Here is a 20,366-nt window from a genome sequence, read left to right as displayed (position 1 = left end):
GGGAGAGGACCGAACAAAACCCCAGCCACGCACGATGGGGGTGTGGGGGCGCAGCCCCCACCTCGGGGGGTTCCGGGGGGTCGTCCCCCCGGGCGGAATTGCGGCACTCGGGGAAAGCGCAGCCGCGCTGAACAGGGGAAGCCTGCTCGTGGGCGATACTGGGATTGAACCAGTGACCTCTACCGTGTCAAGGTAGCGCTCTCCCACTGAGCTAATCGCCCGCGCGTGACCCTGTAGAAGGGTGACGGCGTTGAGGTGGAGACGGGATTTGAACCCGTGTACACGGCTTTGCAGGCCGTTGCCTCGCCTCTCGGCCACTCCACCAGAGCGAGGCCATGCGGCCTCTCAGAGCGGAAGACGGGATTTGAACCCGCGACCCTCACCTTGGCAAGGTGATGCTCTACCCCTGAGCCACTTCCGCTTGCCCTCCGCTCGGGTTTCCCCTCGCGGCGACGTCGCCAACTCTAGCGGAACTCGGGAGCGGATGGGTACTCGGCGTGTGCGGCGGCGGGTTCGGTGGCGAACTCGGCGTGCAGGGTGTCCCAGAAGGCGAGTTCCTCGTCGTCCTTGAGGTGGTCGATGCGGCCCCAGAACTCGCGGTCCTCGGCGGCGTGGGCGACGGCGAGGGAGAGGGCGGGCATGACGGTGGTGGCGGTGTCGGCGGCGTCGAGGTCGGCGGGGGTGACGTCGGCGGGCAGCTTGACGGGGGTGGACGGCTTGTGGTGCTTGCCGCGCTTGCGGACGCGGATGGGCGGCGTGGTGGGCGCCTTGGCGGCGCCGGCGCGTCCGGCGGCGAGGGCGACGGTGCCGAAGAGGATCATCGCGAGGACGCCGCCGAGGACGGCGTCCTGGGTGCCGATGGGCTTGGCGTCGTCGGCGGGGGTCTCCTTGGTGACGCCGGGGACGGCGTCGGCGACGGGCTGCCCGGTGAGCTGTTCGACGGCGGGCGGCGGCGCGGCGTGCTTGGGCGCGTACGTCTGGGCGACCTTGACCTTGGAGGGGTAGCCGAAGCCGACGACGGTGTCCATGTCGCGGACCTTGCGGGTGAGCTTGTACCCGTCGGCGTTGCCCTCGATGGTGTGGATCTTCTTGCCGTCGACGCGTTCGACGAGACCGATGTGGTCGATCTGGTCGATGTCGTCCGAGCCGTTCCAGTCGAAGAAGATGAACGCGCCGGGTTCGGGTTCGGTGCCGAAGGCGTCCTTGCCCTGGAACCACTTGGCGTGCTCGACGGTGGAGGCGAACTGCCCGGCCTGTTCGGTGACGCCGGCCTTGTCGGCGGCCCAGGCGAGGAACATGTCGCACCAGGGGGCGGTGGAGAAGTACTCGTCGTGGTCGCCGTCGACGTTCTTGCGGTACCACTCGCCGAACTTGGTGTACCCGTCGCCCTTCTCCACGTAGCCGAGTTCGGATTTGGCGACGTTGAGCAGCTTCTTGCCGATGGGGTCCATGCCAGCTCCCTGGAAACCTCGCGCGGGCGGGCGGGAGCCCGGACCCGGAACCGGCGCCGGACCTCATGCTGCACGCAGGTCACGTCCCGGTCTCGGGAGAATGTATGCGAGGTAAATCCTGGCGGCAAGCGGAGCAGGGAAAACGGTTGATTTGTGCCATATGTCCCATGGTCGGTCATGACTAGCTCATGAGTAGCCCCGAGGCAGGACGATCGCCGGGACGGTCGCCGCCCGCAGCATCTTCAGCGCGACCTCGCCCACGAACACCCGGTGCGCGGCGGCGTCCTCGCTGCTCGCGCACACCAGCAGGTCGCCGTCGTCCCACCCGGCGCCGGCGAGCGCGTCCGCCACGTCGTCGCCCTCGGCCAGTTCGGCGGACACCTCGCCCGGGTCGATCCCGGTGGAGTCCACGGCGAGCCGGATGGCCATCGCCAGGTCGTCGCGGAACCGCTCGGCCGGGTCGCCGGGCAGCGCGAGCGTGACGAGCCGCAGCGGCACGCCGAGGGTGAGCGCGGCGAGCGCGGCGCGCGTCACCGCCTCGTCGCACTGCGGCCGGTCGACGTACATGACGGTGATGCGGCCGAGCACGGCGGGCGGCCACCCGGCCGGGACGAGCGCGACGGCCTCGGGCGCCGAGTGCAGCAGGTGGTCGGCGGTGGAGCCGATCGCGATGCGCCCGCCCGCGCCCCCCTCGGTCGAACCGACGACGATGAGGTCGGCGCCGGCCTTGCCCGCCTCCCCGGCCAGGCCGCGCGCCACGCTGCGGCTCTCGCGCGCCGTGTACGCGGCGGGCCGGTCGCCCAGCGCGGCCTCGGCCTGCCGCAGCAGCGTCGCGGCCTCCCCGGCGGCGGCCGGGCGGTCCGGCGGGTGGACGTGCGCGACGGTGAGCCTGCCGGTGGTGTGCGCGACGACCGCCTCGGCGAACGCCAGCGCGTCCCGGCCCCCGCCGCCCGGCGCGTACGCGGCGAGGACGTGTTCTCCGATCATGTGTCCAGCATGCCCGGCACACGGCGGAATCAACGGACGGGATCGTTTGCGGGCCGTTGGCCCGGAACCCGGCGGTCCTTGCCCGTCCGCCGGGTATACCGACGTCCGTGCGCTACCGGACGGCGTTCCCGTTCGCGACGTCCGTCGAGGACGTCGCCGTCCCGCTGCCCGATGGCGTCCGGCTGCACGCCCGCGTGTGGCGCCCGCGCACGGACGTCCCGGTCCCGGCGCTGCTGGAGTTCTCGCCCGAACGGCTCGATGACCGCACGGCGGCCCGCGACGCCCAGCGGCACCCCTGGTACGCGGGCCACGGCTACGCGTCCGTCCGGGTGGACGCGCGCGGCACCGGCGGCTCGGAGGGCGTGTACGCCGATCACACCGCCGGGGACGGCGCGGCGGTCGTCGGCTGGCTCGCCGGCCGCGCCTGGTGCACGGGGCGGGTCGGCATGTTCGGCCTCGGCCCTGGCGCCCAGACGGCGCTGGACGTCGCCGCCCTGGCCCCCGATCCGCTCGCCGCCGTCGTCGCCTGCGCCCCCGGCACCGCGTCCGTTCCGCCGCTTCCGCCCGACCCCGCCGGCACCGGCGACTGGCGCGCGCTCTGGCGCGCCCGCCTGGACGCGCCCGGCCCACCGGCCCCGGCGGACGGGGGCGACGTGCCCGTGCCCGTGCTCGCCGTCGCGGGCTGGCCCGATCCGGCGGCCGGTCGCGTCCTGGACCTGCTGGAGGCGTCGCCCACGGCGCGTGCCATCGTCGGGCCGTGGGCGCGGCAGTACCCCGACGAGGCACCGGCGGCGGCCGCCATCGGGTTCCTCCAGGAGACGCTGCGCTGGTGGGAGCACTGGCTGCGCGGCGCGGACACCGGCGTCACGGACGATCCCGCGCTGCGCGCCTTCCTCGGCGCGGGATGGGCCGCCGAGCCGGTCTGGCCGTCCCCGGACGTCGTGCTGCGCGAGGCGCCGCTGCGCGAGGGGGACGCCGCGCCCGTCGTCGTCCGGTCGCCGCCGCACGCGGGCGTCGACACCGGGCGCCCGGTTCCCCGCACCGCCGCCGACCTGCCGCACGACCAGCGTGAGGAGGACGCGCGCGGCGCCGCGTTCGACTCGGCGCCGCTCCCCGCCGAGCTGACGATCCTCGGCCGGGTCCGCGTCCGCCTGCGCCTGGCGGGCGAGCCGGGCGTGCTCGCGCTGCGGCTCTGCGACGTCGGGCCGGACGGCGCGTCCGCGCTCGTCGCGCGCGGCGAGGGGGAGTTCCCCGGCGCGCCGGGGGAGTGGAGCGACCTCACCGCCGTCCTGCGTCCCACCGGGCACGCCTTCCGGCCCGGTCACCGGGTACGGCTGGCCGTCGCGACCGCCCGCTGGCCGTGGTCGCCGGACGCCCCGTTCACGGTCACGCTCGACCCGGCCCGCAGCGTGCTGGCCCTCCCGGTCCGCACCGCCGAGCACGCCGCGCCGCGCCCGTTCGACGACCCCGAGCATCCGCCGCCGCTGCGCGTCCGCCTCACCGGCGACCGCCGCCCGCCCCTGGTCGTCACCCGCGACGTCGCCGCCGCCACCTGGCGCGCCGACACCGAGGACGGCTCCGGCGGCCACCGCCACCTCCCGGGCGGCCTCACCTACGCGGAGTCCGACCGCGCCACCCATCTCCTCGGCCTCGACGGCGCCCGCACCCACACCGAGTACGCCTTCACCCTCACCCGGGGCGACGTCACCGCCCGCCTCACCGTCACCGACGGCGTGATCGAGGCGGCGGACTAGGCGCGGCGGGCGAGGGCCAGCAGGTCGCGGGCCGGGCCGGTGGGGCGGTGCCCGGCGGGCCAGACGGCGCGCAGCGGGCGGCGCAGGTCGAGCCCGGGGACGGGGACGGCGACGAGACGTCCCCCGGCGATCTCGTCGGTGACGGCCAGCTCGCTGACGACGACCGGCGCGGTGCCGGACGTCGCGGCGGCCTTGAGCGCCGTCGTGGACGCGAGCTGGAGCAGCGGCGGCGCCGTGCCGCCGTGGGCGGCGAGGGCGCGGTCCAGGACCTCGCGCGTGCCCGAGCCCTCCTCGCGCAGGATGAGCGGCGTGGCCGCCAGCTCCGCGCCGGTGACGCCCGAGCGGCGCCGCGCCCAGGGGTGGCCGGGCGCGACGACCACGACGAGCCGGTCGGCGGCGATGACCGAGCCGTGCAGCCCGGCGGGGGTGCGGGTGCCCTCCACGAACCCCAGGTCGGCCTCCCCGGCGCGCACGGCCTCGGCGACGGCCGTCGAGTTCGCCGTGCGCAGCGTGACGGCCGTGCCGGGGCGGTGCGCCCGCAGCGCGACCAGCCAGGCGGGGACGAGATATTCGGCGACGGTGAGGCTCGCGACGACCCGCAGCCGGGCGTCCTGGTCGTGCCGCAGGGCCGCCACGCCCGCGTCCAGCGCCGTCGCGGCGTCGACCACCTGCTGCGCCCACCCCGCGACGAGCGTCCCGGCCGCCGTCGGCGTGGAGCCGCGCGGGGACCGGTCGAGCAGTTCGACGCCGAGCTGCCGTTCCATCGACCGGATGCGCGCGCTGGCGGCGGGCTGCGTCACGCCCAGCTCGGCGGCGGCCCGCCCGACGCTGCCGAGCCGCACCACGGCCAGCAGCAGCTCCAGCGCGCCGAGATCCGGCACGCGATGCGCAATCCCCATAAGTCCATGTTATGGCCCCATAGGGCTGTGACCTCTACCGATGGCGTCCGGACACGGCCAGAGTGCGCCCCATGCCCTTCTCCGACCGGGTGCGCCATCTCGGCCCGAACTGGTACGCGGCGGTCATGGGGACCGCGATCGTCGCGACCGCCGCCGCGCCCCACCCCGCGCTGCGCCCCGCGGGCGCCGCCGTCTGGATGCTCTCCTGCGCCCTGCTCACCGCCCTCGTCGCCGCCCGCGCCGTCCACGTCGCCCGGCACCGCGACGTCGCCCGCGAGCACCTGCGCACCCCGGCCACCGCCGTCTTCTACGGCTGCCCGCCGATGGCGCTGCTCGCCACCGGCCACGCCACCCTCACCATCGGCACGGACGTGATCGGCCCGCGCGCCGCCGTCCTCGTGGACGCCGCGCTCTGGACGGCGGGCACGGTGTACGCCGTCGCCGTCGCGGCGGCCGTCCCGTACCTGCTGGTCACCCGGCGCGCCGACCGCGAGGCCGACCCGACCTGGCTGCTGCCGGTCGTCGCGCCCATGGTCGCCGCGACCGCCGGGGCGGCGCTCGTCCCGCACCTGCCGCCCGGCGAACCCCGCGCCACCCTGCTCGCCGCCTGCGCCGCGCTGTTCGGCGCCTCCCTGCTGGGCACGGCGCTGCTGCTCCCCGGCATCTGGACGCGGATCGCCCGCAGCGGCCTGCCGGACGCGCTGACGCCGTCGCTGTTCCTCGTCCTCGGCCCGCTCGGGCAGTCCGTCACCGCCGCCGGGCTGCTCGCCGACGCCGCCCGGACCGTCCTGCCGCAGTACGCCGGGCCGCTGCGGCTCGCCGCCGCCGGATACGGCGTCCCCGTGCTCGGCTTCGCGCTGCTGTGGCTCGCCGTCGCGGGCGCCGCCAACCTGCGCGCGCTGCGCACCGGCCTGCCGTTCGGGCTCACCTGGTGGGCGTACACGTTCCCGGTCGGGACGTGCGTCACCGGCGCCGCCGTCCTCGCCCGCCACACCGGCCTCACCGCGCTCGCCGCCGTGTCCGCCGCGCTGTACGCGCTGCTCGCCGTCGCGTGGACCGTCGTCGCGTCCCGCACCGCGCGCGAGATCGCGCGCGGCGCCCTGCTCGGCCGCCCCGCCCGTCCAGCCGACGGTAATGGAACGGTTGCGATCGGTTCAGCGGCCGGTACGATGCCACCGTAGGTCCCCCGGTGAGTCGCCGGCCTCCGGCCGGTGGGAGCTGAGCAGAGGCGGCCGTGACGACGACGAGTCTGGAACCCCGTTCCGGACGGCTCCCCGCGGAGCTGACCAGCTTCATCGGACGCCGCGCCGAACTGGCCGAGATCGGCCGGATGTTCGCGCGCGGCCGGCTCGTGACGCTCACCGGTCCCGGCGGCGTCGGCAAGTCGCGGCTCGCCGTCCGCGCCGCCGACCGGCTCGCCGACGACCACGCCGACGGCGTCTGCTTCGTCGACCTGTCCGTGCTGCGCGAACCGGGCCTGCTCGCGCGCGCCCTCGGCGGCGCGCTCGGCCTGCCCGACCACAACGCCGCCACCGCCCTGGACGACCTCGTCGCCCACCTGGCCGACCGCGACCTGCTGCTCGTCCTGGACACCTGCGAACGCCTCGTCGACGCCTGCGCGATCCTCGCCGAACTGCTGCTGCGCAGCGCCCCCGGCCTGCGCATCCTCGCCACCAGCCGGCAGCCGCTCGACATCGCGGGCGAGCACACGCTCGTCGTCGCGCCGCTCGCGGTGCCCGGCGCCGACGACCACGACCCCGGCGCCCCGTGCGACTCCGTCGACCTGTTCGCCGAACGCGCCGCCGCCGTCGTCCCCGAGTGGCGCCTCACCGACTCCGACCGCGGCGCCGTCGTGCTGCTCTGCCGCCGCCTGGACGGCATCCCGCTCGCGATCGAGCTGGCCGCCGTGCAGTTGCGCGCCCTGTCGGTGACGCAGATCGTCGACCGGCTCGACCGGCGCATCCTGCACGTGCGCGGACGCCGCACCGCCATGCCCCGGCACCAGACGCTGGAGACCGCGATCGGCTGGAGCCACGAGCTGTGCTCGCCGGGCGAGCGGCTGCTGTGGGCGCGGCTGTCGGTGTTCGAGGGCGGCTTCGACCTGGACAGCGCCGAGAACGTCTGCGCCGACGCCGAACTGCCCGCCGGGGAGGTCTTCGACCTGCTCGCCGGGCTCGTCGCCAAGTCGATCGTGCGGCCCGTCACACGCGGCGCCGCCGCCCGCTACCGGATGCTCGACACCATCCGGGAGTACGGCGCCGAACGGCTCGACCGCGCCGGGGAGACCGCCGTCCTGCGCGACCGCGCGTTCGCCTGGTTCGCCGGATGCGTCGCCCGCGCCGTCCCCGAGCTGACCACCGCCGGGCAGCGCCGCGTCCTCGACTGGTACCGCGACGAGGAGGCCAACCTGCGCGCCCTCCTCGACCACGGCCTGCGCACCGCCGACGACGCGCTGCTGTGCCCCGCCCTGCTCGGCCTCGGCCGCATCCTGGCGTTGCAGGGGCTCATCGGTGAGGCCCGGTACTGGTTCGAGCACTACCTGGAGCTGCGCGAGCCGCAGGGCCGGGCCGGCACCGAGATGCTCGCCCTCGGCGGCGTGCTCGCCGTCCTCCAGAACGACCCGGACGCCGCCGCGGGGCCGCTGGCCGCCGCCGAGGAGCGCGCCGCGGCCGACGACGACCGGTCCGGGCTCGGCTACGTCCGCCTCGCCCAGGGCGTCACCGCCCTGTACGCCGACCGGATGGCGGACGCCGTCACCGCGCTGGCCCAGGCCCGCGACCTGCACGCCGAGGCGGGCGTCACCGACGTCCTCACCCCCACCGCCGACGTGTTCCTCGCCGTCGCCCGCTGCCTGGGCGGCGACCCGCGCGCCGCGCAGGACGACGCCCGCCGCGCCGTCCTCGCCACCACCCCGGCGGGCGAGCTGTGGTGCCGCTCGTTCGGGCTGTGCGTGCTCGGCCTCGCCCGGCTACTCGACGGCGATGCCGCGGGCGCCCTGGACGACGTCCGCGCCGGGCTGGCCGTCAAACGCGACCTCGGTGACCGGCTCGGCGTCGCGCTCGCCCTCGACATGGCCGCCGCGTGCGCGGTCTCCCTCGGGGACGCGCCGAGCGCCGCCCGCTGGCTCGGCGTGGCCGACCGGCTGCGCACCCGCACCGGCACCACGATGTTCGGGCCGCAGCACGCGCTGCTGCGGTCCTTCTACGAGGGCCAGGCCGTCGAGGCCGTCGGGGAGGACGTCTTCACCGCCGCCCTGGAGGCGGGCCGCCGCCTCGGTGAGGACTCCGCCGTCGCGGAGGCACTGGGCGAGACCGCGCCCGCCGTCGGCGCGGCCGAGGCCGGGCCGGGAAGGCGCCGCCTCACCCCGCGCGAACGCGAGATCGCCGGACTGGTCGCGGACGGGCTCACCAACCGGGAGATCGCGGACCGGCTCGTCATCGCCAAGCGCACCGCCGACTCCCACGTCGAGCACATCCTCGCCAAGCTGGAGTGCACGTCGCGGACGCAGATCGCCGCGCGGCTCGACGAACCCGGCTGAGCGCGAACATCGGTATCCCTATACCGTCCGATCCGGCCGTGCCGCGCGCCCGCCGTGCCTACGCTGCGAGCATGGGACCGATACCGGGAACGCGTTTCGCCTGGGAGATCCGACCGCCCGAGCACGGCACCGGGGGACCGGGCGGCGTGTGCGGCGACCGCGCCGCCGCGCTGGCCGCGCTCACCGTCGCCCTGCTCGACCAGGCCCCCGGGGCGGTGGGGGAGCTGTGGCGGGTCCGGCCGAGCCTCGTCCGGCCCGCCGAGTTCGTCTACGACCGCCTCCTCGTGCGGGGCGAGCGCGACGGCGGCACGTCCGTCCGCTGGCGGTAGACCTACTCGCCCACCGCGCCGTCGAACCGCTCGCGGACGACGTCGAGCTGGCCGACGTGCCGGGCGTACTCCTGGAGCAGGTGGAAGAGGATCCAGGCCAGGCTCGTGCCGGGGTGCTCGTCGTCCGTGCGGGCGCTGACGTCGGAGAGCGCGGCGTCCGCGACGATCTGCCGCGAGCGCGCCGCCGTCGCCTCGAACCCCTCGCGGACCTCCGCGAACGTCACCTCGGGCAGGACGCGCCACGGGTCCTCGCGGCGCCCGCCGGGGCCCCGGTCGTCGTACAGGTCGGGGACATCCTCACCGAGGAACCGCCAGCGCAGCCAGCGGATCTCCACGTGCGTGAGGTGCTTGAGCAGCTCCAGCGGCGTCCAGCCGGACGGCACGCCGCTCGTGCGCAGCCCCTCCTCGGACAGGCCGTCGAGCTTGCGCAGCAGCGCGCTCCGGTAGTAGTCGAGGTAGCCGGTCAGCAGGTCGCGGGTGTCGCCGATCGTGGGCGGCGGTTCGGGAACGTCGATCACGGTGCCGACCCTACTGGGCGCCGTTCCGGGTTCGGCGGGGTCACGCGGGGTAGGCGCCGGTCATGGCCACTTCCACCCGCTGTCTCGTGACGGGCGTCACCGGCTACGTCGGCGGACGTCTCGTCCCCGAGCTGCTCGACGCCGGTCACACGGTCCGCTGCATGGCCCGGCACCCCGAGGGCGTCCGCGACCAGCCGTGGGCCGGCCGCGTCGAGACCGTCCGCGCCGACGTGCTCGACCCGCCGACGCTGGCGCCCGCCCTCGCGGACGTGGACGTCGCCTACTACCTCGTGCACGCGATGGGCGGCGGCGGCGACTTCGCCGAACGCGACCGCCGCGCCGCGCGGTCGTTCGCGGACGCGGCCCGCGACGCGGGCGTCCGCCGCGTCGTGTTCCTCGGCGGCATGCACGACTCGGGCGAGCTGTCGGAGCACATGCGGTCGCGGGCCGAGGTCGCGGAGATCCTGCTCGGCGGCGACGTCCCGACCGTCGTGCTCAACGCCGGGGTGATCATCGGGTCGGGGTCGGCGTCGTTCGAGATGCTGCGCTACCTGACCGAGCGGCTGCCCGCGATGGTCACGCCGAAGTGGGCCGGGTCGTGCGTGCAGCCGATCGCGATCCGGGACGTGCTGCGCTACCTCGTCGGCGTCGCGGAACTGCCGTCCGACGTGAGCCGCGGCTTCGACATCGGCGGCCCGGACGTCCTCACCTACCGCGAGATGATGATCCGCTACGCGAAGGTCGCGGGGCTGACGCCGCGCCTCATCGTGCCGGTGCCGATCCTGTCGCCGTGGCTGTCGAGCCTGTGGGTCGGGCTGATCACGCCGGTGCCGGGGGCGATCGCGCGCCCGCTGGTGGAGTCGCTGACGACGGAGGTCGTGGCGAAGGAGCACGACATCGCCGCCTACGTGCCCGACCCGCCGGAGGGCCTGATCGGGTTCGAGCAGGCGGTGGAGCTGGCGCTGCGCCGCGTCCGGTCCGGCGACGTCAGCACCCGCTGGAGCTCGGCGGCGACGCCGGGCGCGCCGAGCGACCCGCTGCCCACCGACCCCGACTGGGCGGGCGGCAGCCTCTACACCGACGAGCGCGAGCTGCGCACCCCGGCGTCACCCGAGGCGGTGTGGCGGCGCATCGAGGGCATCGGCGGCGAGAACGGCTGGTATTCGCTGCCGGTCGCCTGGTACGTGCGCGGGTTCCTGGACCGGCTGGCGGGCGGCGTCGGCCTGCGCCGGGGCCGCCGCGACCCCGTCCGCCTGCGCACCGGCGACGCCCTGGACTTCTGGCGCGTCGAGGCCATCGAGCCCGGCAGGTGCCTGCGGCTGCGCGCCGAGATGCTGCTGCCGGGCCGCGCCTGGCTGGAACTGTGGATCGAGCCCGACGAGGAGACCGGCGGCACGATCTACCACCAGCGCGCCGTCTTCCGCCCGCACGGCCTCCTCGGCCACCTCTACTGGCAGTCCATCTCCCCGTTCCACGGCCTCATCTTCGGCGGCATGCCCACCAACCTCACCCGGAAGGCCGAACACGAGCCGAACCCGGCCTGACCGTCACGGTTCCTCCGGGGGGCCGAGGATGAGGGCGCGGTGGGACGGCATCGTCGTCTCGGGGAGATTGGTGGGGGAGAACCAGGCCGCGTCGAGGATCTCGCGGGGGTCGAGGCGGAGCGTGCCGCCGAGGAGTTCGGCCTCGTAGGCGACCTCGGCGCGCAGCCGGTAGCCGCTGCGCAGGCGCAGCAGGCGGCCGGTGCGGACGTCCAGGGACGTCTCCTCCCGGACCTCGCGGACGACGGTCTCCTCGAACGTCTCGCCGCGCTCGGCGTAGCCGGTCGGCAGGCCCCACGCGCGGCCCTCCGGCCACAGCCGGTGGCGCAGCAGCAGGACGCGGCCGTCGGCGTCGCGGACGACGCCGGTCACCCCCACCATGAACGTCGGGTGGCGCAACCACGCGATCCTCCACTGGGCGCGGGCGGACAGGGCCTTCCAGAGACGGGCCAGCAGCGCGTACATGGGGTCCTTTCTAGCGGCCGGGGGCCGGTCCGGCGGGCGGAATAGATCGACGGGGCGTCCGGTTCCCCTCTATGATTGAAACTTCTACTATCTTGGAGGGCGACCATGCAGTTCGGGATCTTCTCCGTCGGTGACCTGACCCCGGACCCGACGACCGGCCGCACGCCCTCCGAGGCGGAGCGCATCAAGGCGATGGTCACGATCGCGCAGAAGGCCGAAGAGGTCGGGCTCGACGTCTTCGCCACCGGCGAGCACCACAACCCGCCGTTCGTGCCGTCGTCCCCGACGACGATGCTCGGCTACGTCGCCGCCCGCACCGAACGGCTGATCCTGTCCACCGCGACCACGCTGATCACGACGAACGACCCGGTGAAGATCGCCGAGGACTACGCGATGCTCCAGCATCTGTCCGACGGCCGCACCGACCTCGTCCTCGGCCGCGGCAACACCGGCCCCGTCTACCCGTGGTTCGGCAAGGACATCCGCGACGGCATCGCGCTCGCGGTCGAGAACTACGCGCTGCTGCACCGGCTGTGGCGCGAGGACGTCGTCGACTGGCAGGGCAAGCACCGCACGCCGCTCCAGTCGTTCACCTCGACGCCCCGCCCGCTGGACGGCGTCCCGCCGTTCGTCTGGCACGGATCGATCCGCAGCCCGGAGATCGCCGAGCAGGCCGCCTACTACGGCGACGGCTTCTTCGCCAACAACATCTTCTGGCCCAAGGAGCACTACCAGCGCCTCATCGGCCTGTACCGGCGCCGCTTCGAGCACTACGGCCACGGCAGCGCCGACCAGGCGATCGTCGGGCTCGGCGGGCAGGCGTTCCTGCGCAAGAACTCCCAGGACGCCATCCGCGAGTTCCGCCCCTACTTCGACAACGCGCCCGTCTACGGGCACGGGCCGTCGCTGGAGGACTTCATGGCCGAGACGCCGCTGATCGTCGGCAGCCCCCAGCAGGTCATCGACCGGACGCTGCGCTTCCGCGAGGACTTCGGCGACTACCAGCGCCAGCTCTTCCTGGTGGACCACGCCGGGCTGCCGCTGAAGACGGTCCTGGAGCAGCTCGACCTGCTCGGCGGGGAGGTCGTCCCGGTGCTGCGCGAGGAGTTCGCCAAGGGCCGTCCGGCGCACGTGCCCGACGCCCCGACGCACGCGTCCCTCGTCGCCGCCCGCGCCGGCGACGTCCCGAGCACCCAGGAGGCCACCCGATGAGCGAACGCACCCTCGCCGTCGTGGCGGCCGGTCTCGGCCGGCCGTCCACCACCCGCCTGCTCGCCGACCGGCTCGGCGCGGCCGCCGCCGCGAGCCTGCGCGAGCGCGGCGACACCGTGACGCTCGTCCCGGTGGACCTGCGCGACCACGCGCACGACCTCGTCGACAACCTCGTCACCGGCTTCCCCGGCGGCAGGCTGCGCGGCGTGCTGGAGGGCGTGACCGGCGCGGACGGCCTCGTCGCCGTGACGCCGGTGTTCAACGCGTCCTACAGCGGCCTGTTCAAGACGTTCTTCGACGTCCTGGAGCCCGGGTCGCTGGAGGGACGGCCCGTCCTGCTCGGCGCCACCGGCGGCACGGCCCGCCACTCGCTGGCGATCGACCACGCGATGCGCCCGCTGTTCGCCTACCTGCGCGCGACGGTCGCCCCGACGGCCGTCTACGCGGCGTCGGAGGACTGGGGCGGCGACGCCGATCCGCTCACCCCGCGCGTCGAGCGCGCCGGGCGCGAACTCGCGGATCTCGTCGCGGGCCGCGCCCCGGCCGTCGCGTCCGACCCCTACGACGAGCCGACGCCGTTCGCGGACCTCCTCGCGGGCGGGTGACCGCCCGGGTTTCTCGGCCTCCCAAGGAGGGTCACGTTTGATCCGTTCACGTCGGGTAAGCCGGATGTTGACCGGATCGACCGCAAGGAGGGGAGCCCCCTTGACCACGCACAAGCCCACCCGGCTCGACGGCAGGGCCGGGCTCGGCGACCCGCAGGGTGACGCGCAGACGTCGCCGGCCCAGCTCCACGACGACGCCGGCCAGACGCTCGACACGCTCGGCGCCGACCGGACCAAGGCCCGCAAGGCCGCCTGGAGCGGCGGCGCGGGACTGGCGAGCATCGCCGCCGGAGTCGTGGCGGTGCTGCTGTGGCGGCGGCACGTCCGCCGGAGCCAGACCAACTGGGCCCGCGCCCAGCTCCAGCTCCAGAACGTCGCGGGCAACGCCCGTGACGCCGCCGGCCCGGCCCGCGACAAGGCCGTCGCCGGTGCCGTCAAGGCGAAGGAGAAGGCCGCCCATACCGGTGGCAAGGCCGTCCAGGCCGCCAAGGACAAGGCCAAGCGCTGACCCGCGCCTGACCTGGGGCGATCGGAGGGGAGAACCGCGTCGCGGTTCTCCCCTCCGGCCTTTGCGGAGTGGGCGCGTCATCGTTGACCGGTGCTGTCCGCAGTGCGAAAGTGACTCTCCGTGGCCGTTCTGTCGGGCGGTCCCGCCACAACCGCACTGATGATCGGATCTTGGATGCGTCTGTCCCGGCGTCGCGGCGGCTCGGCCTCCGCGGCCATGTTCGCGCTGACCGCCCTCACGGTGACCTGCACGCCCGCCGCAGCAGCGGTGCTGCCGGCCGACGGCCCCCCGACGCCGCCCCGGCTCCAGCTCACCAAGTCGACCTCCACCCCCAAGGTCAAACCCGGCGGAAAGGCCACGTTCAAGCTCACGCTCCGCAATGTCGGAATGGTGCCCGCGTCCAACGTGCGGCTCCGCGACCCGGCTCCGGCGGGGCTCACGATCGCCTCGGTCGCGGGCTCCGGCTGCGCCAAGGCGGGCAACGCGGTGACCTGCCGGTGGAAGACCGTGCCGTACAAGGCGACGCGCACGATCACCGTCAACGCGAAGGTCACGCAGGGCGCCGAGCCGGGCAAGCTCACCAACGTCGCGACGCTCAGCTACGCGGGACGCACCGCGACGGCCCGCGCGGCCGTCACCGTCCAAGCCGCCGCCGCTGCGAAGCCGCAGTCCGCCGTCGCGCACGCCGCGCTCGGACCCCGTTCGGCGCCCAAGCCCGAGCCGACGACGTCGCCGAAGCCCAAGCCCGCTGCCGCCGCCGAGCAGCCGGCCGCCGGTGCCGCGCCGGGCCCGGCGGCCACGCCGAACCCGCTGCGCCCGTGCGTCGAGGGCGAGACGCCGGTCCGCGATTCGTCCGGGCGCCAGTCATGCGTCTGCGCGCACCAGAGCGCCTCGTCGGGCGGCAGCGGCGCTCCCGGCGCGGGCACGCCCGGCCCCGTCGGCGGCCCGTGCCGCAAGGCCACCGCCGGTGAGCTGCCCAACACCGGCAGCCCCATCGGCTGGCTGAGCGGCCTCGGCCTGGGCGCCTTCGCCCTCGGCGGCATCGCCCTCATCATCACCCGCCGCCGCGCCCGCCGCTGACCGCACCACCAAGAAGGGGAGAGCCATCCGGCTCTCCCCTTCGTCGTGTCCCATCGTTATGGACATGTGGCGCTTCCTGCGGTCGGGGCTCCGCTGCGGGACTTATGGTGTCGTTCGTCCGGTTCTGGTCGTCCGACCAGGCGTTTCGTCGTTCAGAGACGTCGGCCGGGGCGAGGGGGCCGCTGGTGAAGAGGTTCGTGCGTGTGCTGGCCCGCCTGGTCGCGTGCGTCGCCGCCGTCGGGGTGGTGGTGCTGTCGGTGGCGGCCGCGGGGGAGGCCGGGCCGGTCGGCTGGGTCGTCGCGGCGGTGGCGGTGGTCGCGGCGGTGGCGTTGCTGTACAGATCCACGGGCCCGGCGCTGGTGCGCGGGGTCGTGGCGTACGTCGTCGCCACCTTCGCCGCCGTGACGGCCCTCGGCGCCACCGCGAACCTCGGGGTGTACGAGATCGCCCTGGTCGAGACCGCCGGGCTGAGCCTGGCGGCCCTCGTCACCCGGTGGCACGACCGGTCACGGCGGGGCGGCTCCGGGGCGCGGGGGGTCGTCGGTCAGGAGTAGGGCGTTGCGTTCGCCCTCTTCGAAGAGGCGGGCGGCGGGGCCGACGATCTTTTCGTCGGGGGTGCCGACGATGGACGGGTCCTTGTCCTCGTAGTCGAAGCGGTGCAGGACGTGGCGCATGGCCTCCAGGCGGGCGCGCTTCTTGTCGTTGCTCTTCACGACCGTCCACGGGGCGTCCAGCGTGTCGGTGTGGAAGAACATCAGTTCCTTGGCCTCGGTGTAGGCGTCCCACTTGTCGAGGGACTCCAGGTCGACCGGGCTCAGCTTCCAGCGGCGGACGGGGTCGTCGCGGCGGGCGGCGAACCGGCGGTGCTGCTCGCCGCGCGAGACCGAGAACCAGAACTTGACCAGGTGCACGCCGTCGCGGACGAGAAGACGCTCGAACTCCGGCGCCTGGTGCATGAACTCGACGTACTCGCGCGGCGTGCAGAAGCCCATCACGCGTTCCACCCCGGCGCGGTTGTACCAGGAGCGGTCGAACAGGACGATCTCCCCGGCGCTCGGCAGATGCGCCACGTACCGCTGGAAGTACCACTGCGTGCGTTCCCGCTCGGTCGGCTTCTCCAGCGCCACGACGCGCGCGCCGCGCGGGTTCAGGTGCTCGGTGAAGCGTTTGATCGTGCCGCCCTTGCCCGCGGCGTCGCGGCCCTCGAAGAGGACGACGAGCCGCTGCCCGGTGCCCTTCACCCACGCCTGGAGTTTGAGCAGCTCGATCTGGAGGGCGCGCTTGTCGCGCTCGTACTCCTTGCGGCGCAGCTTCACGTCGTAGGGATAGCCCTCGCGCCACGCCGCCTCGTCCGGCACCGCCAGGACATGCTCTCGCTCGGCCGTCATCGCGCCCTCCCGTCGGCGATCTCTTCCCTGGATCATGCCCGACGTGAACGGGACCGCGCCCGCCCGCGTCCAAAGCGCACCAGAGGCGATCGGCTCCCCCCGACCGGAAGGCGGCTCCATGTCGCGATCGGACACGCGCGCGCCCCGCACCGGGCTGCGCGGCCTCCTCCTCGTCACCGCGCTCTGGCTCGCCGTCGCGCTCGCCCCCATCGGGTTCGGCGTCGATGACCTGCGGCTCGCGTTCGGCGTCGCCGGAACGCCGGGCACCGCGACCGCCGGGAGCTGCCGCGAATACGGCGCCGGCAACCAGGCGCGGCGCGAGTGCCGGGGGACGTTCACGCCCGACGACGCCGCGCGCCCGCCGCTGTCCGACGTGCACCTGCCGCCCGAGTCCGACGTCGGCGAACCGTTCGCCGCGCGCCTCAACACCGCCGGGGACGCCGCCCGCCGCGCCGACCTGACCGGCCGCCTCGGCGCCCTGTCGGTCCCGGCGCTCGGCCTGCTGTTCCTGCTGCCGCTGCCCTGGGGCGTCGCCTACCTCGCGCGGGGCCACACCCCGCACCGCGCCACGCGCGCGATCCTCGGCGTCGCCGCCGCCGGGCTCGGGCTGCTGTGCGCGGCGGGGCTCGTGCTCTCGGCGTTCTGACCGTCCCGGCCGGGCGGGACACCGTCCCGTGCCCCGGGACGGGCGGCCGGGCTACAGTGACGCCGCCTCCCGAAGGGACGAACCCCGTGACCACCCTGCGCCGCTCGCTGTGGGCCGCGAGCACGCTCGCGCTGCTCGTCGCGGCGGTCGTCCTGTGCGCCGTCCGCGACGGGTCGGCGGCCGAGCAGAGCCATCTGCCGCTGGTCGCGTCGTGCGCGGTCGTCGGCGGCCTCATCGCCGTGCACCGGCCCGGCAACCCGGTCGGGCGGCTGCTGCTCGTCAGCGCGTCGGCGTTCGCGCTGATGGAGGCGTGCGGGCAGTGGGCGCTGGCCGGGCTGCCCGGTGCCGCCGTCGCGGCCTGGCCGCAGACGTTCCTGTGGGTACCCGCCAACCTCGCGCTGGTCCTCGTCCCGTTCTTCTTCCCGGCCGGGGAGGTTCCCGCCCGGCGCCGCCCGATCCACGCGGCCGTCGCCGTCGGCGCCGTCACGATGGCGCTGGCCGCGTTCGCGCCCGGCGAGAACGGCCAGGTCGGCGGGGAGCGGCAGATGCCCAACCCGTTCGGCGTCGCCGCCGCCGAGGCGCCCGCCGCGCTCGCCGCCGCCGTCACCGGGGCGATGCTGCCGCTGCTGTTCGCCGTCGGCGCCGGGACGGTCATCGCCCGCGCCCGGCGCGCCCGCGGCGACGGCGCCCGCCCCTTCAAGTGGCTCGCCTACGCCGTCGCCCTCGCGCTGCTCGCCGTCCTGGCCCGGCTGACGGCCGGTCTCACCGACGGCGCGCCCGGCCTGTGGCCGACCGGCCTCGGCTGGGAGATCCTCGGCGCCGCCGGGATGAGCGCCGTCCCCGCCGCGCTCGGCATCGCGATCCTGCGGCACGGCCTGTTCGACATCGACCTGCTGATCAACCGGACGCTCGTCTACACCGTGCTGACGGCCTGCGTCGTCGGCGGCTACGTCGCCGTCGTCGGCTACCTCGGCGCGCTGTTCGCCGCCAGCCTGCCCGTCTCGCTCGCCGCCACCGGCCTGGTCGCGCTGGTGTTCGCGCCGCTGCGCGACCTGGTGCAGCGCTCGGTGAACCGCCTGCTGTACGGGCGCCGCGACGACCCGTACGCCGTCCTGGTCGGCCTCGGCCGCAGCCTGGAGCGCACCGCCGCGCCCGACGCCGTCCCGGCCACCGCCGCCCGCACCCTCGCCGAGACGCTGCGGCTGCCCTACGCCGCCGTCGAACTCGACTCCGGCGCGGTCGCCGCGCTCGGCACCCCCGGCGCCCGGACGGTCGAACTGCCGCTCGTCTACCGCGACGCGACCCTCGGCCGCCTGCTCGTCTCGCCGCGCCCGGGGGAGCGGGGCCTGTCGGCCGCCGACCGCCGCATCCTCGCAGACCTGGCGCCGCAGATCGCCGTCGCCCTGCACCTCCAGCGCGCCCGCGAACGCCTCGTCCTGGCCCGCGAGGAGGAACGGCGGCGGCTGCGCCGCGACCTGCACGACGGACTCGGCCCCGAGCTGGCCGCGCTGACGATGCGCGCCGAGGCCGTCGCCGCGTCCGTCCCGCCCGGCCCGGCGGTCGCGCTGCTGGAGGAGATCGTCGAGGGCACGCAGACCGCGCTCGGTGAGGTGCGCCGCCTCGTGGACGGCCTGCGCCCGCCCGCGCTCGACACCCTCGGGCTGCTCGGCGCGCTGCGCTCCTTCACCGGCTCGGCGCCCGGCCCGCGCACCGTCCTGCACGCCCCCGGCACGCTGCCCGACCTGCCCGCCGCCGTCGAGGTCGCCGCCTACCGGATCGCCACCGAGGCGCTCACCAACGCCCGCCGGCACGCGGACGCCGCCCGCTGCGAGCTGACGGTCGCCGTCGCGGACGGGCGCCTCAGCGTGCTCGTCACCGACGACGGGCGCGGACTGCCCGCCGACGCCGTCCCCGGCGTCGGCCTGGCGTCGATGCGCGAACGCGCCGCCGAACTCGGCGGCACGCTCACCCTCACGTCCGGGCCCGGCGCGGGCACCCGCGTCCGCGCCGACCTGCCGCTGGAAGGATGACCTCCGTGAACCCCGTCCGGCTGCTCGTCGTCGACGACCACGCGCCGTTCCGCGCCGGGCTGTGCGCGCTGCTGGCGGCGGCGCCCGGCGTCGAGGTCGCGGACGTGGCCGCCAGCGGCGAACAGGCCCTGGCGCTGCTGCCGCGCGTCCAGCCCGACGTCGTCCTCATGGACCTGGCGATGCCCGGCATGGGCGGTATGGAGGCCACCGCCCGCATCACCGCCGACAGCCCGCACGTCCGCGTCCTCGTGCTGAGCATGGCCGACGACGACGCCTCGGTCTTCGCGGCCATGCAGGCGGGCGCGCGCGGCTACCTGCTCAAGGGCGCCCGCCGCGACGAGGTGCTGCGCTCGGTGCACGCCGTCGCGCAGGGCGAGGCGATCTTCGGCCCGGCCATCGCGACCCGGCTGATGAGCTACTTCGCCGCGCTCGGCGCCGAACCCGCGCCCGCCGACCACCCGTTCCCGGAGCTGACCGTCCGGGAGCGGGAGATCCTCGCGCTGGTCGCCCGGCACCTGACGAACCCGCAGATCGCGGAACGGCTGGGGCTGAGCCCCAAGACCGTCCGCAACCACGTGTCGAGCATCTTCGCCAAGCTCCAGGTCGCGGACCGCGCGCACGCGATCATGCGGGCACGGGACGCGGGGCTGCCGTGACCGGCGCCCGCAGCAGCCGCGCCGCCAGCGCCGCGTAACCGGCGAGCTGGACCAGCGGCCCGACCGCCTGCACGGCCGACGCCTGCCCGGCGACGACGAACGGCAGCACGATCCCGGCGACGACCGCGACCGGCGTCCACCACGGCGCGAACCCGCGCCGCACCAGGACGACGAGGACCGCGAGCATCCCCAGATGCGACAGGAACGCGGGCAGCAGGAACCCGAACACGAACCCGGGCAGCCCCCCGGCGGTGTCCATGACGGCGGTGCTCACCGCGTCGGGCGCCTTCTGCGCGAGGGCGAGGTCGTAGAAGTCGCCCACCAGCAGCCCCGACGCGTTGACGTAGCCGAGGAACGCCGCGCCCCAGCCGATCGTCGCGACGACCGAGCCGCGCAGCAGCGGCGCGAGCCCGACGAGCGCGGCGACCAGCGCGACGATCGCCCAGTGCAGCAGGACCGCGCTGAGCTGGACGGTCGCGGCCTCGGCCCGGAACACGGCCGGAACGTGCTCGGCCCCGTCGGGCCCGGTGACGAAGCCGAGGAACAGCAGCACGCCGTAGAGCAGCAGGCAGACGGCGGCGAGCCGACGACGAACGGATTCGGTGACCATGGGCATCTCCTCGGTGTCGGTAATGCCGGGAACCGTAGGAAGCAGCCGTCCCAGCCCGCGCCGGGCACTCGTCCCACCGAACGGGCGAAAAGTCCGACTCACCCAGGACGAATCAGGCCCCGACACACAAGGGCCTGACCGATGCCCTC

General features: G+C 75.2%; 20 protein-coding genes and 3 tRNA genes. 13 read left to right on the top strand and 10 right to left on the bottom strand.

Translation table 11 applies throughout. From position 1 onward, the window contains the following. Positions 1-149 precede the first annotated feature (149 nt). From C229_RS0121090 to C229_RS0121070, 5 genes are all read right to left on the bottom strand, one after another. Positions 150-221 (bottom strand) — tRNA-Val (locus tag C229_RS0121090). Between the two features lie 32 nt (positions 222-253). Continuing rightward, a tRNA-Cys gene (locus tag C229_RS0121085) sits at positions 254-324 on the bottom strand. Between the two features lie 25 nt (positions 325-349). Further along, positions 350-421 (bottom strand) — tRNA-Gly (locus tag C229_RS0121080). A 43-nt stretch (positions 422-464) separates the two neighbouring features. Further along, on the bottom strand, positions 465-1,451 hold the full coding sequence (locus C229_RS0121075) for a CHAP domain-containing protein (protein WP_018657093.1): 987 nt from the start codon (positions 1,449-1,451) through the stop codon (positions 465-467). A gap of 186 nt (positions 1,452-1,637) precedes the next feature. Further along, entirely contained in the window at positions 1,638-2,438 is an 801-nt protein-coding gene (locus C229_RS0121070) for a universal stress protein (protein ID WP_018657092.1), read from the bottom strand. A gap of 107 nt (positions 2,439-2,545) precedes the next feature. Here C229_RS0121070 and C229_RS35510 point away from each other — a divergent pair, with 107 nt between their 5' ends. Continuing rightward, complete coding sequence (locus C229_RS35510) at positions 2,546-4,192, top strand: CocE/NonD family hydrolase (protein ID WP_018657091.1); 1,647 nt, start codon at positions 2,546-2,548, stop codon at positions 4,190-4,192. Here the strand turns inward: C229_RS35510 and C229_RS0121060 are convergent. Next, on the bottom strand, positions 4,189-5,091 hold the full coding sequence (locus C229_RS0121060; RefSeq protein WP_026314010.1) for a LysR family transcriptional regulator: 903 nt from the start codon (positions 5,089-5,091) through the stop codon (positions 4,189-4,191). The two genes, C229_RS35510 and C229_RS0121060, sit on opposite strands and share 4 nt — an antisense overlap. Positions 5,092-5,162: 71 nt before the next feature. On the opposite strand from C229_RS0121060, the gene C229_RS0121055 reads away from it, so the two are divergent. The 3 genes from C229_RS0121055 to C229_RS0121045 all read left to right on the top strand — a co-directional run bounded on the left by C229_RS0121055 (position 5,163) and on the right by C229_RS0121045 (position 8,958). After that, entirely contained in the window at positions 5,163-6,272 is a 1,110-nt protein-coding gene (locus C229_RS0121055; protein WP_018657089.1) for a TDT family transporter, read from the top strand. A 53-nt stretch (positions 6,273-6,325) separates the two neighbouring features. After that, entirely contained in the window at positions 6,326-8,629 is a 2,304-nt protein-coding gene (locus C229_RS0121050; RefSeq protein ID WP_018657088.1) for an ATP-binding protein, read from the top strand. A 71-nt stretch (positions 8,630-8,700) separates the two neighbouring features. Beyond that, the gene (locus C229_RS0121045) at positions 8,701-8,958 is read left to right on the top strand and encodes a hypothetical protein (RefSeq protein WP_155884966.1); all 258 of its coding nucleotides are present in this window, start codon (positions 8,701-8,703) and stop codon (positions 8,956-8,958) included. A gap of 2 nt (positions 8,959-8,960) precedes the next feature. On the opposite strand, the gene C229_RS0121040 is transcribed toward C229_RS0121045, so the two are convergent. Then, the gene (locus tag C229_RS0121040; RefSeq protein ID WP_018657086.1) at positions 8,961-9,476 is read right to left on the bottom strand and encodes a DinB family protein; all 516 of its coding nucleotides are present in this window, start codon (positions 9,474-9,476) and stop codon (positions 8,961-8,963) included. Positions 9,477-9,538: 62 nt separating this feature from the next. On the opposite strand from C229_RS0121040, the gene C229_RS0121035 reads away from it, so the two are divergent. After that, a complete protein-coding gene (locus tag C229_RS0121035) occupies positions 9,539-11,020 on the top strand; it encodes an SDR family oxidoreductase (protein WP_026314009.1) in 1,482 nt (493 codons plus the stop codon). Positions 11,021-11,023: 3 nt separating this feature from the next. Here C229_RS0121035 and C229_RS0121030 read toward each other — a convergent pair whose 3' ends face one another. Then, the gene (locus C229_RS0121030; protein ID WP_018657084.1) at positions 11,024-11,482 is read right to left on the bottom strand and encodes an NUDIX domain-containing protein; all 459 of its coding nucleotides are present in this window, start codon (positions 11,480-11,482) and stop codon (positions 11,024-11,026) included. A 105-nt stretch (positions 11,483-11,587) separates the two neighbouring features. Here C229_RS0121030 and C229_RS0121025 point away from each other — a divergent pair, with 105 nt between their 5' ends. From C229_RS0121025 to C229_RS0121005, 5 genes are all read left to right on the top strand, one after another. Beyond that, entirely contained in the window at positions 11,588-12,694 is a 1,107-nt protein-coding gene (locus C229_RS0121025; RefSeq protein ID WP_018657083.1) for an LLM class flavin-dependent oxidoreductase, read from the top strand. Beyond that, entirely contained in the window at positions 12,691-13,299 is a 609-nt protein-coding gene (locus C229_RS0121020) for an FMN reductase (RefSeq protein ID WP_018657082.1), read from the top strand. The genes C229_RS0121025 and C229_RS0121020 overlap by 4 nt, the downstream gene beginning before the upstream one ends. A gap of 100 nt (positions 13,300-13,399) precedes the next feature. After that, a complete protein-coding gene (locus tag C229_RS0121015; protein WP_018657081.1) occupies positions 13,400-13,807 on the top strand; it encodes a hypothetical protein in 408 nt (135 codons plus the stop codon). Between the two features lie 174 nt (positions 13,808-13,981). Then, a complete protein-coding gene (locus tag C229_RS0121010) occupies positions 13,982-14,887 on the top strand; it encodes a DUF11 domain-containing protein (protein ID WP_026314008.1) in 906 nt (301 codons plus the stop codon). 185 nt (positions 14,888-15,072) lie between these two features. Continuing rightward, positions 15,073-15,441 (top strand): hypothetical protein, encoded by a 369-nt coding sequence (locus tag C229_RS0121005; protein WP_155884965.1) that lies wholly within the window; start codon positions 15,073-15,075, stop codon positions 15,439-15,441. Here C229_RS0121005 and ppk2 read toward each other — a convergent pair. After that, entirely contained in the window at positions 15,394-16,275 is an 882-nt protein-coding gene (ppk2, locus tag C229_RS31330) for a polyphosphate kinase 2 (protein ID WP_018657078.1), read from the bottom strand. The genes C229_RS0121005 and ppk2 overlap by 48 nt on opposite strands. A gap of 118 nt (positions 16,276-16,393) precedes the next feature. Here ppk2 and C229_RS0120995 point away from each other — a divergent pair, with 118 nt between their 5' ends. The 3 genes from C229_RS0120995 to C229_RS0120985 all read left to right on the top strand — a co-directional run bounded on the left by C229_RS0120995 (position 16,394) and on the right by C229_RS0120985 (position 19,607). Beyond that, positions 16,394-16,921, top strand: a complete 528-nt coding sequence (locus C229_RS0120995; RefSeq protein WP_018657076.1) for a hypothetical protein — start codon at positions 16,394-16,396, stop codon at positions 16,919-16,921. Positions 16,922-17,007: 86 nt separating this feature from the next. Beyond that, the gene (locus C229_RS0120990; protein ID WP_018657074.1) at positions 17,008-18,951 is read left to right on the top strand and encodes a sensor histidine kinase; all 1,944 of its coding nucleotides are present in this window, start codon (positions 17,008-17,010) and stop codon (positions 18,949-18,951) included. Continuing rightward, positions 18,948-19,607 (top strand): response regulator, encoded by a 660-nt coding sequence (locus tag C229_RS0120985; RefSeq protein ID WP_205624527.1) that lies wholly within the window; start codon positions 18,948-18,950, stop codon positions 19,605-19,607. The genes C229_RS0120990 and C229_RS0120985 overlap by 4 nt, the downstream gene beginning before the upstream one ends. Here the strand turns inward: C229_RS0120985 and C229_RS31325 are convergent. Next, positions 19,576-20,217, bottom strand: coding sequence for a hypothetical protein (locus C229_RS31325; protein WP_018657072.1), 642 nt, complete (start codon positions 20,215-20,217; stop codon positions 19,576-19,578). The two genes, C229_RS0120985 and C229_RS31325, sit on opposite strands and share 32 nt — an antisense overlap. Between the last annotated feature and the right edge of the window lie 149 nt (positions 20,218-20,366).

The organism is Actinomadura flavalba DSM 45200, from assembly GCF_000374305.1.
In the GTDB taxonomy this organism is placed as follows: Bacteria; Actinomycetota; Actinomycetes; order Streptosporangiales; family Streptosporangiaceae; genus Spirillospora; species Spirillospora flavalba.
Note: the sequence above shows the minus strand (reverse complement) of the source record. Positions and strands in the feature narration are given on the sequence as shown.